Raw genomic sequence first — 14,948 nt, 5'->3', positions numbered from 1 at the left:
GCTGGTGAAGCCCCGGGCTTCGGACTGGACGGGGGGGGGCGCCCCCCGCCTCTCTTCGCGAAGGGCGTCAGCCCAGGCCGCGCGAGTCCTGCTTGAGCGCGGTGTCCACGGTCAGGGCCGTGGCGACGACCAGGCTCAGCAGCGGCTCGGGCAACTGGTAGTGGATCTGCAGGACGTAGTTGTCCGCCGTGGTGAACATCGTCTTGGCGAGGCCTTCCCAGGTCTTGGTGATCCGGGCGACCTCGTTGTCGGCGTGGTCGACGATCGCGAAGTTCCAGGCCCGCCAGTTCTCCGCCTTGATCGCGCCGACCTGACGGCCGTCCGCGTTGATGGCGAAGTTGATCTTTCCGAAGACGTTCTGCTGGACGATCTCGCCGACCGGCTGCCCGTCGGGGCGCGTCACGACCACCCGCGACTTGAGGAACTTCGCCGGACGCGTCAGCAGCAGCACCGGCTGCCCGTGGACGTCGCGGATCTCCAGCCTGTGCGTCAGGTACTGGTCGATGCTGACGACGAAGCGCAGGATCTTGCGCAGCGCGCTCTGGCCGACCTGGACGACCGAGCCGAGCTGACCGCCGTGCTGGTCCATCACCTTGTACTCGTTGGTCAGCTCGATCAGCTTGGCCTTCTGGTTCACCACCAGCACCGGCTCGCTGAACAGCGTGCCGCCGCCGGGGCCGCCCGCCGCGACCCCGGCCTGCTGCTGCACCTGGCGCTGGACGCGCTCGTCCGGCCCCGCCTGGTGGGGCACCTGCGGCGCGGCCTGGCCCTTGCCGGCCTCGTGCGTGTGCTCGGTCCACTGGGCGCCGTCCCAGTAACGCAGGATCCGGTCCGCCCCGTTGGGGTCCGGGTACCAGCCTGAAGGTGTGTTCGAATGCGTGGTCACCGGGGCACACTACCCCGAGCCCACCGCGACCTGACCAGCCCCCACGATGCGGTGTGCACCGCGCATTTACCGTGGCAGCGGCCCAACCGGGTCACTCCGTGACGATCGCCGGATCGCTCACGCCGGGGCGGCCGTTCTCGACGTGTCCGGCGAACCGCCGCAGGAACGCCGGGTCGGCGCCGGACGTGACGGTGACGTCGTACCACCGGCGGCTCGCCCGCAGGTCCAGGGTCCGCCTGAGCGATCCGCCGGGCCGCAGCCTGACGGTCGTGGGCCGCCCGCCGTAGCCGTCGGCCACCTTCAGCTCCACCGTGCCGTAGCCCCGGTGGGTGAAGGTCAGTTCCAGGCCGTCGCCGACGTGCCGGGCGCTCACCTCGGTCCCGGCCGCCTTGCCCGTCCCCTTGAAGACGCGCAGGAATCCGTTCGGGCCGTGCACGGTCAGGTCGTGCGAGCCGCCCGAGTACGCCGAGTTCCAGGTGTCCGAGACGGTCGCGCCCGCCGCGGTGGTGTAGCTCCACGGTCCGTCGGCGCGGTTGCCGGAGGTGACCAGGAAGGCGGCGCCGGCCTGGGCCCCGGAGGCGAAGGTGAGGGTGAGGGTCCCCGCGGTCGGGTCCACCGAACCGTGCACGGCGGGCGCGTAGGTGAGCGGGCGGGTGGGCCGCGTGCCGCGCTCCTGCTTCGGCAGGACGGGGACGGCCGGCGGGGTGGGCACGTAGTCGGGGTGGCGGCCGCGGTCCGGGGGCTCGTAGCCGTCGGTGTCCGGCAGGGCGACCGGCCGGGTGTCCGGGCGGGTGAAGTCGAACGCGGACGTCAGGTCGCCGCACACCGCGCGCCGCCACGGCGAGATGTTCGGCTCGTGGACGCCGAAGCGGCGCTCCATGAACCGGATGACCGAGGTGTGGTCGAGCGTCTCGGAGCAGACGTAACCGCCCTTGCTCCAGGGGGAGATCACGAGCATGGGCACCCGCTGGCCGAGTCCGTAGGGGCCGGCGGCGTGGCCGCTGTCGCCCGGGAAGACGTCGAGGCCCACGTCGACCGTCGAGCGGCCCTGCGCGGCCGAGGCCGGCGGGAACGGCGGGAGCAGGTGGTCGAAGAAGCCGTCGTTCTCGTCGTAGGTGACGAACAGGGCCGTCTTCGCCCACACCTTCGGGTCGCAGGTGAGCGCGTCGAGGACCTGGGCGATGTACCAGGCGCCGTAGTTCGCGGGCCAGTTGGGGTGTTCGGTGAAGGCCTCGGGGGCGGCGATCCAGGAGATCTGCGGCAGTCGGCCGCCCTTGACGTCCGCCTTCAACCGCTCGAAGTACCCCTCGCCCGTGCGGGCGTCGGTACCGGTGCGGGCCTTGTCGTACAGCGGGTCGCCGGGCTGGGCGTTCTGGTACTGCTTGAAGTAGAGCAGCGAGTTGTCGCCGTAGTTGCCGCGGTAGGCGTCCTGGATCCAGCCCCAGCTGCCCTTCGCGTCCAGGCCGTCGCCGACGTCCTGGTAGATCTTCCAGGAGACCCCGGCCCGCTCCAGACGTTCGGGGTAGGTCGTCCAGCTGTAGCCGGCCTCGTCGTTGCCGAGGACCGGGCCGCCGCCCTTGCCGTCGTTGCCGGTGTGTCCGGTCCACAGGTAGTAGCGGTTGGGGTCGGTGGAGCCGATGAAGGAGCAGTGGTAGGCGTCGCAGACGGTGAAGGTGTCGGCGAGCGCGTAGTGGAAGGGGATGTCCTCGCGGGTCAGGTACGCCATCGTCGTGGCGCTCTTGGCGGGCACCCACTTGTCGTACTTGCCGCCGTCGAAGGCGACATGGCCGTCGTTCCAGCCGTGCGGCAGGTCCTGGAGGAAGGCGAGACCCAGGTCGTCGGCATCGGGGTGGAACGGGAGGACGTCCTTGCCCGCGCCGTCCGCCTGATGCCAGACCGACCTGCCGTTCGGGAGGGTGACAGGGCGCGGGTCGCCGAAGCCTCTGACCCCGCGCAGCTTGCCGAAGTAGTGGTCGAAGGAGCGGTTCTCCTGCATCAGGACGACGATGTGCTCGACGTCCTCGATCGACCCCGTGCGGTGGTTCGCGGGCAGCGCGGCGGCGCGTTCGATGCTGCCGGAGAGAGCGGTGAACGCCGTCGTGGCGCCCGCGAGTTGGAGGAATCGGCGCCGATTGACTTCGGGCATGGGTGAGGCACCTCTCGTACGGAAGGGGCTGCGCCTGCCGGTTCGTGACGCAATGCGCGCGCAAGGAGTGTTCCAAGGGCACCGAACGTCAGGGAAGGCCCGGATGGCGTCGGTGTGAAAGTCGACGGTACGACGGGTGTGCGGCGGGCCAAGAGATCCCCAAGCGCTCCGGTCCGCCGACTCCGGGCCGGGAATCGGCGGTTGGCCGGGAACCCGCGCTGCGCGTGTCCGCCGGGACGCGATGACGGCGGGCGGTCGTGCTCGGCGAGGCGGGCGGCCCCACGGCACCTGCCCGCTCCCGAACCCTGCCCCCGACCTGGCCCTGGCCCTGGGCCGCACGGCAGCGGCCCGCGTCCGCTGACGGGGCCGGCGCCCCGGCATTCCACTGAGCGGGACGGAAACCGCTCGCTCATCGCGGGACATCCCGCCGCCCAGGAGGCGAAGAGCGCTGGTCAGGCGGCTGCACGGGCTGCCGCGCGGGAGCCGTCGGCTTCGGGAGAATCCGGTTTCTGCGCGTTTCATTGATTGTACCGACCGTTGGGTCTATCTTTCCGGCAGCCGCACCGAAGCACCGAAGCCTCACGCACCGCGCGCTCGTCCCCCACCCCCCCGGCCCGCAGTCACTCGGGCCGTTCCCTGGTTCTCCGCTCACCCATGGAAGGCCCCGATGTCGCAGACACCAACCGTCGCCCCGCCGGCCCCGGAGAGATCCGCCACCACCTCGCGCAACGTCCTCGTGGTCGTCGCGCTCGTGTGGACCGTCCAACTGGTCGCGCTCATGGCCGCGTTGTCCGGCATCGCGCAGGCCGAGGTCGCGATCCACTTCCGGACCACCGAGATCGCCTGGTTCACCCTGATGACCCTGCTGACGGGGACCTTCTTCCTGCCGTTCGCGGTCAAGGCCGCGGCCCTCTTCGGCAAGAAGCGCGTCCTGCTCGTCGCCACCGGACTCGGCTTCGTGGGCGACCTGATCGCCGCCGTCGCGACCGACTACCGCACGCTGCTCATCGGGCGCGGCATCGCGGGCGTCTACGCGGCCACCGCCCCGCTCGCCTACGCGATCACCCGCGACGTGTTCCCCCGCCGCTGGGTCGGACTCGCCAGCGGGATACTCGCCGGCGGTGTCGGCCTCGTCGCCTTCGGCGGGCCGTTCCTGTCCGGCTGGCTCCTGGACGACCACGGCTTCCGCGGCGTGCTGTGGTTCATGGCCATCAGCACCGCGGTGAGTTTCGTCCTGGTGGCCGCCTTCGTGCCCGAGAGCCCGATCCGCGCTGCGGGCGGCCGGATGGACTGGGTCGGCGGAATCCTGCTCGGCGGCGGCATCACCGCGATCGTCTATGCCGTCGGCCAGGGATCGCACTGGGGCTGGGACAGCGGCAAGTTCGCCACGTACATCGCCGGGGCACTGATCGCGCTGGTCGCCTTCGTGTTCGTCGAACGCCGGGTCGCCGAACCGCTCTTCCCGCCGGCCATGACACGGCGCCGCCCGGTGTGGACCGTCCTGCTGGCCACGTCCATCGCGGCCGGCTCGCTCAGCGCCGTCGGCGTGGTGATCCAGATGCTGATCCTGATGCCGAGCATCCCCACGATCTCCGAGGGACTGGGCTGGTCCGGCACCCACAACGCCATCGTCACCAGCCCGATCAGCGCAATGATCATCGTGGCGGCCGTCGGCACCGGTTGGCTCGCCCGCCGGGTGGACGCACGCATCCTGCTGGGCACCGGATCAGCCCTCACGGTCCTCGGCTACGGCATCGGCACCCAACTGCACCACAACGCCGCCCAGATCGTGGAGATGGGCCTGATCGCCGGGCTCGGCACGGGCATGGTGATGGCCATCGTGCCCATCATGATCATCGAGGTGGTCACCCCAGAGGAGCAGGCGCTGGCCAACGGCGCCCAGACCCTCGGCCAGGGCGTCGCGCAGATCATCGTCTCGCAGCTGGCCTTCGTCGTGATGGCCCAGCACGGCGCGATCCTCAAGGGCACCCAGTTCTACCTCGACGCCGGGTTCACGAACGGCCTCTGGCTGGTGGTCGGTTGCTGCGCTCTGGGCGCGCTGCTCGTCCTTCTCGTCCCCCGGAGCAAGCGCCTCGACGAGGCCGAGGTCGGCCAGGCGGCCTGACCGCGCCGCCTCGGCGTGCCCCACGTGGGACCGGCTCCGCTCGCTTCCCTCCCCCGGCCCTTCGGCCGGGCAGGACGCCACGGCGGAGCCGGTCCCACCCGGCCTCTGGCGCGCCGCCCCGGCCTTCACCGGCCCGGCCCTCACCCGCCCCGGGCCTCACCACCCCGAGCCGACCCGCGCCCGTCCCGCTCGCCGCGCCACCCGGCGTGGCGGCTGCCCACGGGCCGGGCCATCACGCACGAGGCGCCACCGGCCTGCACGGTCGTACGCGATCATCCGCACACCGCACACCGTGAGCGGCATACCGCATGCGCCAGACCTCATATCGCATACGCCATACCGCAGACCGCAGACCGCAGACCGCAGACCGCAGACCGCAGACCGCAGACCGCAGACCGCAGACCGCAGACGGCAGACGGCAGACGGCAGACGGCAGACGGCAGACGGTCCCTCGGCTGCTGCCGACGCGCACGGCGAAACGCCGCGAGGGCCGGGCATTTCGCCCGGCCCTCGGCCACCGTCGTCCGCGCGCCTTCGGCCGCCGCCGCCCAGCCCACGGCTGTCGCGGCGTCATGCCCGTCAGCCGTGCGGCCGTGGGGTGTGTGCGGCCGCCGTACGCCTACGCGTCCGCGCTCGCGGGATCGGCGATCGGTGTGAACTGGTGCTTCAGGAACGCGCCCGACCAGGCCATCAGGTCCGACGGCACGTAGTAGCCCTTCTCGTCGTTGATGGCGTCCCAGTTCCCCGCCACGTCCTCGACGGTGACGGAACCGCCGCCCTCGTGGACGTAGCCCTCGGTCGAGGCGATGAACAGGCGCGCGAAGCGGCCGGCGCCTGCGGTGTAGATCTCGCCGTTGACCGGGCAGCTCTCGTGCGCGAGGTACGCCACCATCGGCGCCACCGCGTCCGACGGCATGTACGGCATGCCGGGGGCCGTCTCGGCGGGCTCCTCCTCGGGGCCGCCGCCCATCCGGGTCATCGCCGCGGGGGCGATCAGGTTGACCTTGATCCCGTGGGGCTCGCCCGACAGCTTCGCGCTGCGGGCCAGCCCGACCGTGCCCGCCTTCGCCGCCGCGTACGACAGGTTGTTGTCGAGCCCGAACAGGCCGCTGGAGGTGGTCAGTACGACGCGGCCGTACTGCTGCTCGACGAAGTGCGGCCAGGCGGCGCGCAGCGTGTTGAACGAGCCGACGAGGTGGACGGCGAGGTGGCGCTCCAGGTTCTCCGCGTCGACTTCCGGCAGGCCGGCCCAACGGATGATGCCCGCGTTGTTGACGAGGACGTCGATGCGGCCGAAGTGCTCGATCGCGGAGTCGATGACGGCCTGTCCGCCCGCCGGTGTGGAGATGTCGTGGGTGTCGGCGACGGCCTCGCCGCCGGCCGCGACGATCTCCTCGACGACCCTCTGCGCCGGTCCGGTGTCCGAGCCGTCGCCCTCCATGGATCCGCCCAGGTCGTTGACGACGACCTTCGCCCCGCGCTCCGCCAGCAGGCGGGCGTGGGCCCGGCCGATCCCCCGGCCGGCGCCGGTGACGACCGCGACGCGTCCTTCGAAGCTGAACTCACTCATGCCTGACTCCTGTTGTGCTGCCGTGTGCGGATGCGGTGGCGCTGGCGGGTGTGGGTGGCGGATGGCGGTTGTGGATGCCGGTGGTGGATGCGGTGGCCGGTCCCGCCCGGGTGGGTGGGACCGGCCGGGCGGCCGGTGCCGAGCGCGCCCGGGGTGGTGCGGCGCTGCGCGGGCTACCAGGTCACCGGCAGCTCGCTGATGCCGAAGGCGAGCGCGTCGGCCGGACGGAACGCGAGCTCGTCGCGGTCGACGGCGAGACGGAGGGTCGGGACGCGCCGGTAGAGCGTGCCGTAGACGACCTGGAGTTCGATCCGGGCGAGCTGCTGGCCCAGGCACTGGTGGATGCCCCAGCCGAAGGCGTGGTGGTGGTTCGCCTTGCGGGTGAGGTCGAGCTTCTCGGGCTCGGGGAACGCCTCGGGATCCCAGTTGCCGGCGGGCAGCGGGACGACGATGCCGTCCCCGGCCTTGATCTGCGCGCCCTCGAACTCGAAGTCCTCGGCGGCGATACGCCGCTGCCCGAACATCGCGACGGTCAGGTAGCGCAGGATCTCCTCGACCGCGCCTGCGGCGTCCCGGGTGTCCTCGACCCGGCGCAGCCGCGCGATTTCGGCGGGGTTCTCCAGCAGCAGGGCGGTGCCCAGCGTGATCATGGTCGCGCTGGTCTCGTGACCTGCGATGAGCAGGATCATGGAGAGCAGGGTGGCCTCGGGGAGGGTGAGGTCGCCCTCCTTGACGCGCGCGGCGAAGTCGGAGAGCACGTCGTCCGCGGGCTCCTCCATCTTCTTCTGGAGCAGCCCGGCGAGGTAGCCGCCCAGCGCCTCGCTCGCCCGGCGGTCGTCGTCGGCCGTCTTGTCGCTCCTGGTGGCGAAGGAGGCGTGCTCCTGGAAGAAGTCGTGGTCCTCGTACGGCACACCGAGCAGCGCGCAGATCATCAGCGAGGGCAGCGGCAGTGACAGCGCCGTCACCAGGTTCACCGGCTTCGGGCCCGCCAGCATCCTGTCGATGAGCTCGTCCGTGAACCTCTGGATGTCCGGCCGCAGCGCCTCCATCCGGGGGCGGGTGAACGGGCGGGTCATCATGCGGCGGATCCGCGTGTGGTCGGCGCCGTCGGCGTTGAAGATCGTGAGCGGGTGGTGGGGGGCGGTCTGCGCCATGGCCCGGTTGGGATAAGGGAAGCCCGGCCGCTTGTCGTCCGAGCTGACCCGGGGATCGGACAGGATGGCGCGCTGGGCGGCGTGACCCGTGACGAGCCAGGGGGTGCTGCCGTCCCAGATCCGGCCGCGGGTCACGGGACCCTTTTCGTTCAGGGCGCGCAGCCCGGGCGGCGGTGCGAAGGGGCACTTGGCGTCCCGCTCGTCCTGGTAGAAGTAGAGGGACTCGTCGGGCGCGTTCCGGGTGTCTGCCTCGGCCATGGATGTTCCTCCGGTGGGGGATGGGGGGGAAGGGGCGAAGTTCGGGGGTCTACTCCTCGATGCGGATCGCGAGCGCAGGGCACACCGCGGCGGCGTTGCGTACGTCCTCGGCCAGTTCGGCCGGCGGGTTCTCGTCCAGCAGGACGACGATGCCGTCGTCCTCGCGCTGGTCGAACACGTCCATGGCGGCGGCCACGCACTGTCCGGCGGCGACGCACTTCTCCTCGTCGACGACAACCTTCATGGGAATCTCTCCTGATCGTTCAGTGGGTCGGGGCGGGAGCGTCGAGACCGTCGACGATCTCCTGACGGCGTATGCGGGCCTGCTTGGGCATGTTCCAGCCGAGCACCCCGGTGACCCGGCCCTCGCTGCGGTACCGGGCGACGAAGCGACGGGCCGTCAGATCGCCCTCGACGACGTCCACTTCGGCGTCGGGGGGCAGGAAGCCGTGCACCTGGAGCTTGGCGTCGTACTGGTCGGTCCAGAAGTACGGCACCGGTGCGTACGGCCGGTCCGCGCCGAGGATCTCCCCGGCGACCGCCATGGCCTGTTCCGTGGCGTTGGTCCGGTTCTCCAGGCGGACGAGCCGGCCGAGGCCCTCGTGGTGCCAGCGGGCCACGTCACCGACGGCGTAGATCCCCTCCTCCGCCCGGCAGTGGGAGTCGCAGACCACCCCGTTGTCGAGCTCCAGCCCGCTGTCGGCGAGCCACTCGGTCGCCGGGGTCGCGCCGATCGCCACGACCACCGCGTCGGCCGGGAGCACCTCCTCGGTGGCGAGCCGGACGCCGGTGACCCGGCCGCCCTCGGCGGGGAGTCCGACGACGCCGTTGCCGAGCCGGAGCTCGACGCCCCGCTCGGTGTGCAGGCCGGCCAGCACGCCCGACACCAGCGGGCCCACCTGGAGCGCCATCGGCGCCGACAGCGGGCCGGTGAGCGTGACGTCCAGACCCATGGTCCGTGCGGTGGCCGCGATCTCGGAGCCGAGCACGCCCTCGCCGACGACCACCAGCCGGGTGCCGGCCGGCAGCCCGGCGCGCAGGGCCAGCGCGTCGTCGAGGGTGCGCAGTACGTGGACGCCGGCGAGGTCCTCCGAGCCGGGCAGGCGCCGGGCCCGGACCCCCGTGGCGATGACGATCGCGTCGGCCCGCAGCTCCCGCCCGGACTCCGTGCGGACACCGCGCGACGCCCGGTCCAGTGCGACCGCCGGGTCGCCCAGGACGAACTCGGCGTCGAGCGCCGACAGGGCGTCCTGGGTGCGCAGCGCGGCCCGCTCCGGCTCCCATGCGCCCAACAGCACCTGCTTGGACAGCGGCGGACGGTCGTACGGGGCGTGCGGCTCGTCGCCGAGCACCGTGATCCGGCCCTCGTAGCCCTTGCGGCGCAGGGTCTCCACGGTGGTCAGTCCGGACGCGGAGGCGCCCACTACCAGGACGCGGGCCGGGGCCCTGACGTCGTCGATGCTCATTCTCGGCTCCAGTACGGCGTTGGTGCGGTGTTCCGGGTGCGGCGGGACGGCTCGGTCAGGTGAGGTAGCGCCCGCCGTTGACGCTGACGGTCTGGCCGGTCACATAGCCCGCCTCCGGCGAGGCCAGGTAGGCCACCGCGTGCGCGACGTCCTCGGGCGTACCGGCCCGCTTCATCGGCATGGTGGCCGCGACCGCGTCCACGTCGACGGGGCCCTGGCGCACCAGCGGGGTGTCGATGAACCCGGGCGGGACGTGGTTGACGGTGATGCCCTTGTCGATGTACTCGACCGCCAGCGCCCTGGTGAGGCCGATGACGCCGCCCTTGGAGGCCGCGTAGTGCGCCATGGCGGGCGCGCCGGTCTGGGCGGAGGACGAGGAGATGTTGACGATCCGGCCCCAGCCGGCTTCGAGCATGTCGGGCACCAGCTCCCGGGTGACCAGGAACGGTCCCTTGAGGTTGATCCCGATCATGCGGTCCCAGGACGCCTCGCTGATCCGGGTGAAGGGCTCGTAGGCGGTCGTCCCCGCGTTGTTGACGAGGATCGTGACCGGCCCCAGTTCGTCGCGGGTGCGTGCCGCGGAGCGGGCCACGGCCTCGGCGTCGGCGGCGTCACCGCCCACCGCGAGGGCCGTGCCGCCGGCCGCCTGGATCTCCGCGGCGGTCTTCTCGGCGCCCTCGGTGTTCAGGTCCCAGACCGCCACCGCGGCGCCCTTGGCCGCGAGCACGGTCGCGATCCCGCGTCCGATTCCCCGCGCGCCGCCGGTGACGACCGCGACCTTTCCCTGAAGTGACATGTGTGCTCCTCGTGTGCTCGGTGTGGGCCCCCGCTCGCTGACACCCGGGCGCGGGGTGCACCCGGGCGGGGCCGTCAGCCCTCCAGCGCCTCGCGGGCGGCGGTGCGGGCGGCGACCGCCCGCGGGAACCCGGTGTAGCCGCTGGAGTGGTAGACGACCTCGGCGATCTCGTCCTGGGTCAGGCCGTTCGTCAGCGCGATCCGGACGTGGGTCTTCAGCTCGGTCTCGGCGCCGAGGGCGATGAGGATCCCGAGCGTGACCAGGCTGCGGTCGCGCGGGGCGAGCCCCTCGCGCCCCCACAGCGCTCCCCAGACGCTGGTGAGACCGATGTCGACGAGTTCCTCCCCGAAGCGGCCGTCCCGCAGATCGACGTCGTCCTCGGGGAAGACGCCCGGCAGCGCGGCCCGCATGGCCTTCCAGCCCGCGGCCCGCAGATCGGTGGTTTCCTCGACGCTGTTGTCACTCATGACTGCTCCCGTCGCGCGGCTTCGCGTCCCTGAAGCGAAAGTTAGACCAGACGGTCGGTACAATCAATGTCCGAGCCGAGATTCGCATCCATTGAACGAATCCGACACCTCCTCTACTCTCACCTCAATATTCGATCGACCGGTCGACATAACAATCAAGGCTCACGCGGGAGAGCACATGAGCGACACCACGAAGACGGGCCCGGCGGACCAGGGCCTCGTGGACGTCCTGGTCATCGGCGCCGGCGTCACCGGCATCGGCCAGCTGTACCGGGCCCGGGAGTCCGGGTTCTCGACGAAGCTGCTCGAGGCGGGCGGCGGCGTGGGCGGCACCTGGTACTGGAACCGCTACCCCGAGGCGCGCTTCGACTCCGAGAGCTACACCTACGGCTACCTGTTCTCCAAGGAGCTGTGGGAGGAGTGGGAGTGGTCGGAGCACTTCGCCGGCCAGCCGGAGATCGAGCGCTACTTCAACCACGTGGTCGACCGGTTCGACCTGCGGCGCCACATGGTGTTCGGCGCGAAGGTGACCGAGGCGGTCTGGGACGAGGCCACCGGCACCTGGGCCGTGCGCACCGAGGACGGCACCGAACACCGGGCGCGTCACGTCGTGGCCGCGACCGGCATCCTCTCCGTGCCCTTCGTCCCCGGCATCCCGGGCCGCGAGGACTTCCGCGGCGAGCAGCACCACACCGGCCGCTGGCCCGCGACCCCGGTGGACTTCGCCGGCAAGCGGGTGGCCCAGATCGGCACCGGATCCAGCGGCGTCCAGATCGTGCCCGCGATCGCCGACGAGGTCGCGCGGCTGACGGTGTACCAGAAGGTGGCCGACTGGCTGACCCCGCTCAACAACCGGCCGATCACGTCCGAGGAACAGGCCGAGCTCAAGAGCGGCTACGAGTCCGTCCGGGACACCCTCAACGCCTCGCCGAGCGGTTTCCTGCACCAGATCACCATGCGGTCGGGCCTGGAGGACTCCCCCGAGCAGCGCCAGGAGTTCTACGAGACGCGGTGGAACGGCCCCGGCTTCACGAAGCTCTCCGAGCACTACTACGACATGACCACGAACGCCACGGTCAACGACGAGTGGTGCGAGTTCATCGCCGCCAAGATCCGCTCCATCGTCAAGGATCCGGCGACGGCCGAGAAGCTGATCCCCAAGGGTCACGGCTACGGCGGCCGGCGGCCCCCGTTCGGCACCGGCTACTACGAGGCCTACAACAAGCCGGCCGTCCGGCTCGTCGACATCAACGAGACGCCGATCGTCCGCATCACCGAGACCGGGATCGAGACCTCCGAGGGCCACCAGGAGTTCGACATCATCATCTGGGCGACCGGCTACGACTTCGGCACCGGCGCCCTCAACCGCCTCGGCGTGCGCGGTCGCCGGGGTCTTCCCCTGGAGGAGTACTGGGCGGACGGGCCGTCGACCTACCTCGGGGTGACGGCCGCCGGCTTCCCCAACTTCTGGTTCCCCGGCGGACCGCACGGCGCGCTCGGCAACAACCCGCGCTACTCCGGCGACCAGGTGGAGTACGTCATGGACCTGCTCGTCCACGCGCGCGAGCACGGCCACGACGTCGTCGAGGTCACGACCGCCGCCGAGCAGGAGTGGACGGACCTCGTCAACGACAGCGCGGGACAGTCGTCCTTCCTCAAGAGCAGCTACTTCTACGGTGCCAACATCCCCGGCAAGCCGGTCAGGCAGCTGCTGAACCCGACCGGGCGCTGGAAGCTCCAGGAGCTGATCCGCGAGTCGGTGGAGAACGACTTCCCGGCCTTCACCTTCACCAAGGCCGAGGCCCCGGATCCGGCGGTCTGAGCAGGCGGACGCCCGTGCCGCCCGCGGGGCGGGCGGCACGGGCGTCCGGGGCCGGGCGGTCCGCTAGGACCGGAAGGTCGTGACCCTGCGACGGAACTTCCAGACGCCCTCGTGCCGGCGCAGTGTGTCGTCGTAGCGGCCGACCAGTTGTACCGTCCAGCCCGACTCGCCGCGCTGGAAGAACGCCAGGTCGCTGACGGCCGTGGCCTCCTCGTCGGTGTGCGAGGTGAGCACCGTGTTGGCCACCAGGTGCAGCTGCGGCGCGGCCGGCGCGAAGCCCGCGAAGCCCTCCCTGATGGCGTCCTGGCCCTCGAAGGTGGCCATACCGGTTATCTCGGCGACACCGTCCGGCACGAAGAGGTCGGCGAGGTCTCCGGTGCGGCCGGCGTCCAGCGCCTGCGCGTAGGCGGCGATGGCGCAGTGCACACCGGCGGCGACCGAGGCCTCGGTGTCGGCAGAAGTCGTACTCATCTCTCTCCAGGGTCGAAGGGACGGAAAGGGCGGAAAGCGTGGAACGGGGGACGGCGGGGGACGGCGGTCAGACCTGATACGTCGTCTTCCTGCTCCGCAGCAGCCAGGTGCCGTCGACGCGGCGCAGCGTGTCGTCGTAGTGCCCGACGACCTGCACCGCCCAGCCCGACTCGCCGCGCTGGAGGAAGGCCACGTCGCTCGCCGCCGTCGCCTCGTCGGGCCCCAGGGCGGTGACGACGGTGTTGGTCACCAGGTGCAGTTGCGGCTGGGCCGGCGCCCATCCCTTGAAGGCCTCACGCAGCGCGTCGTGCCCCTGGAGGGGATCCGTCCCCGGCAGCTCCAGGACCGCGTCGGGTGTGTACAGCGCGACGACGTCGTCGGTGCGGCCGGCGTCCTGGGCCTGTGTGTGCGCCCCGATCACGGCACGCACGCCCGCCGCGACCCACGCCTGTGTGGATTCGCTCATTGCCCCTCCAAGGGATAGACGTTTCGACCAGTCAGTCTATTACTGAAACGCGGATAATCTGAAGCCAGAATTTCAAGCAATCAGACTTGTTGACCGAACGGTACAATCTCCATAGCATGCGGATGGCAGTCAACGGGGACCTGTCGCCTGAGGAGGCGTTTATCGTGACGAAGCGTTGGAAGCAGCGGCCGCCCGGTTCGACATGGGGCGAGTTCGGTGAGGACGACGAACTGGGGCGCATCAACCTGATGACGCCGGAGAAGGTCCTCCAGGGGGTCCGCGAGGTCGAGCACGGGATCACCTTCAGCCTGAGCCTGCCGCTCGACTATCCGGGCGGCACCTCCCTGAACCAGCGCCGTTACCCGCCGATCCTGCGGCCCACCGAGGACCTCCAGCACCAGCAGGACGTCTTCTACAACATCAAGGCGAGCGAGCACTTCTCGCCGGACCTGGTCGACGTGTGGTCCGACGACGTGGTGACCCTGTGGCTCCAGTACTCGACCCAGTGGGACTCCCTGGCCCACCAGGGCGCCGAGTTCGACGCCGACGGCGACGGCGTCGCCGAGCCGGTCTACTACAACGGCTACCGGCCCGGCACCGACCTCGTCGGACCGCGGGAGGACGCCAAGGGGGACGGCAGCGGGAGCCTCAGCTTCGCCCGCCACCTCGGTCTCGAGCACATGGCCGAGCACGGGGTGCAGGGCCGGGGCGTCCTGATCGACCTCGCGCACCACCTGGGCACCGGCTACCAGGCGGTCGGCCTGGCGAAACTCCAGGAGATCATGGCGGCGGACGACGTCGTGGTGGAGCCCGGCGACATCCTCCTGCTGCACACCGGCTTCGCCACCCAGCTGCTGGCCTGGGAGAAGAACCCCGACCCGGTGGCCATCCACCGCACCGCCGCCTATCTCGACGCGGACGACCCGGCGCTGCTCGACTGGATCGCCGAGTCGCAGATCGCGGGCCTGGTCGCCGACAACTACGCGGTCGAGGGCGTGGGCGTCACCCAGGCCCAGGGTCCGCACACGCTGCTGCCCATCCACCATCTGTGCCTGTTCAAGCTCGGCGTCCCGCTGGGTGAACTGTGGTACCTGCACGACCTCGCGGCCTGGCTGCGCGAGCACGGCCGCAGCCGCTTCCTGCTCACCGCTCCCCCGCTCAACCTGCCCGGCACCCAGGGCAGTCCGCTCACCCCGGTCGCGACCGTCTGACACACGGGCGCGACCGGAACCGCCGTCGGCCCACGCCCTGGCCCTGCCGGCACAGCCGGACCGACGGCGGTCCGCACAAGGGGGTGGCCCCGGGACGTTCGTCCCGGGGC

General features: G+C 71.2%; 13 protein-coding genes. 3 read left to right on the top strand and 10 right to left on the bottom strand.

Annotated features, from left to right (window positions below):
* Window positions 1-67: 67 nt before the first annotated feature.
* Both QQM72_RS40365 and QQM72_RS40360 read right to left on the bottom strand, forming a co-directional pair.
* Window positions 68-886, bottom strand: a complete 819-nt coding sequence (locus QQM72_RS40365) for a phospholipid scramblase-related protein (RefSeq protein WP_314225788.1) — start codon at window positions 884-886, stop codon at window positions 68-70.
* 91 nt (window positions 887-977) lie between these two features.
* Window positions 978-3,032, bottom strand: a complete 2,055-nt coding sequence (locus QQM72_RS40360; RefSeq protein WP_314225787.1) for a phosphocholine-specific phospholipase C — start codon at window positions 3,030-3,032, stop codon at window positions 978-980.
* A 667-nt stretch (window positions 3,033-3,699) separates the two neighbouring features.
* Here QQM72_RS40360 and QQM72_RS40355 point away from each other — a divergent pair.
* Window positions 3,700-5,157: an MFS transporter gene (locus QQM72_RS40355; RefSeq protein ID WP_314225786.1), complete on the top strand. Its 1,458-nt coding sequence runs from the start codon at window positions 3,700-3,702 to the stop codon at window positions 5,155-5,157.
* A 619-nt stretch (window positions 5,158-5,776) separates the two neighbouring features.
* Here QQM72_RS40355 and QQM72_RS40350 read toward each other — a convergent pair.
* The 6 genes from QQM72_RS40350 to QQM72_RS40325 all read right to left on the bottom strand — a co-directional run bounded on the left by QQM72_RS40350 (window position 5,777) and on the right by QQM72_RS40325 (window position 10,868).
* The gene (locus QQM72_RS40350; protein WP_314225785.1) at window positions 5,777-6,727 is read right to left on the bottom strand and encodes an SDR family NAD(P)-dependent oxidoreductase; all 951 of its coding nucleotides are present in this window, start codon (window positions 6,725-6,727) and stop codon (window positions 5,777-5,779) included.
* Between the two features lie 173 nt (window positions 6,728-6,900).
* Complete coding sequence (locus QQM72_RS40345) at window positions 6,901-8,139, bottom strand: cytochrome P450 (RefSeq protein ID WP_314225784.1); 1,239 nt, start codon at window positions 8,137-8,139, stop codon at window positions 6,901-6,903.
* 49 nt (window positions 8,140-8,188) lie between these two features.
* Window positions 8,189-8,383 (bottom strand): ferredoxin, encoded by a 195-nt coding sequence (locus tag QQM72_RS40340; RefSeq protein ID WP_314225783.1) that lies wholly within the window; start codon window positions 8,381-8,383, stop codon window positions 8,189-8,191.
* Window positions 8,384-8,402: 19 nt separating this feature from the next.
* Window positions 8,403-9,605 (bottom strand): NAD(P)/FAD-dependent oxidoreductase, encoded by a 1,203-nt coding sequence (locus QQM72_RS40335; RefSeq protein ID WP_314225782.1) that lies wholly within the window; start codon window positions 9,603-9,605, stop codon window positions 8,403-8,405.
* 55 nt (window positions 9,606-9,660) lie between these two features.
* Window positions 9,661-10,401, bottom strand: coding sequence for an SDR family NAD(P)-dependent oxidoreductase (locus QQM72_RS40330; RefSeq protein ID WP_314225781.1), 741 nt, complete (start codon window positions 10,399-10,401; stop codon window positions 9,661-9,663).
* A 74-nt stretch (window positions 10,402-10,475) separates the two neighbouring features.
* The gene (locus QQM72_RS40325; RefSeq protein ID WP_020129389.1) at window positions 10,476-10,868 is read right to left on the bottom strand and encodes a carboxymuconolactone decarboxylase family protein; all 393 of its coding nucleotides are present in this window, start codon (window positions 10,866-10,868) and stop codon (window positions 10,476-10,478) included.
* A gap of 178 nt (window positions 10,869-11,046) precedes the next feature.
* Between QQM72_RS40325 and QQM72_RS40320 the strand changes: the two genes are divergently transcribed.
* Window positions 11,047-12,690, top strand: coding sequence for a flavin-containing monooxygenase (locus QQM72_RS40320; RefSeq protein WP_314225780.1), 1,644 nt, complete (start codon window positions 11,047-11,049; stop codon window positions 12,688-12,690).
* Between the two features lie 63 nt (window positions 12,691-12,753).
* Here QQM72_RS40320 and QQM72_RS40315 read toward each other — a convergent pair whose 3' ends face one another.
* On the bottom strand, window positions 12,754-13,161 hold the full coding sequence (locus tag QQM72_RS40315; protein ID WP_314225779.1) for a nuclear transport factor 2 family protein: 408 nt from the start codon (window positions 13,159-13,161) through the stop codon (window positions 12,754-12,756).
* A gap of 67 nt (window positions 13,162-13,228) precedes the next feature.
* On the bottom strand, window positions 13,229-13,627 hold the full coding sequence (locus tag QQM72_RS40310) for a nuclear transport factor 2 family protein (RefSeq protein ID WP_314225778.1): 399 nt from the start codon (window positions 13,625-13,627) through the stop codon (window positions 13,229-13,231).
* A 164-nt stretch (window positions 13,628-13,791) separates the two neighbouring features.
* Between QQM72_RS40310 and QQM72_RS40305 the strand changes: the two genes are divergently transcribed.
* On the top strand, window positions 13,792-14,838 hold the full coding sequence (locus QQM72_RS40305) for a cyclase family protein (protein ID WP_314225777.1): 1,047 nt from the start codon (window positions 13,792-13,794) through the stop codon (window positions 14,836-14,838).
* Window positions 14,839-14,948 lie beyond the last annotated feature (110 nt).

It is taken from the genome of Streptomyces zaehneri (assembly GCF_032248645.1).
GTDB classification, from domain to species: domain Bacteria; phylum Actinomycetota; class Actinomycetes; order Streptomycetales; family Streptomycetaceae; genus Streptomyces; species Streptomyces coriariae.
The sequence above is the reverse complement of the archived record's forward strand: the minus strand, read 5'-3'. Positions and strand labels throughout refer to the sequence as shown.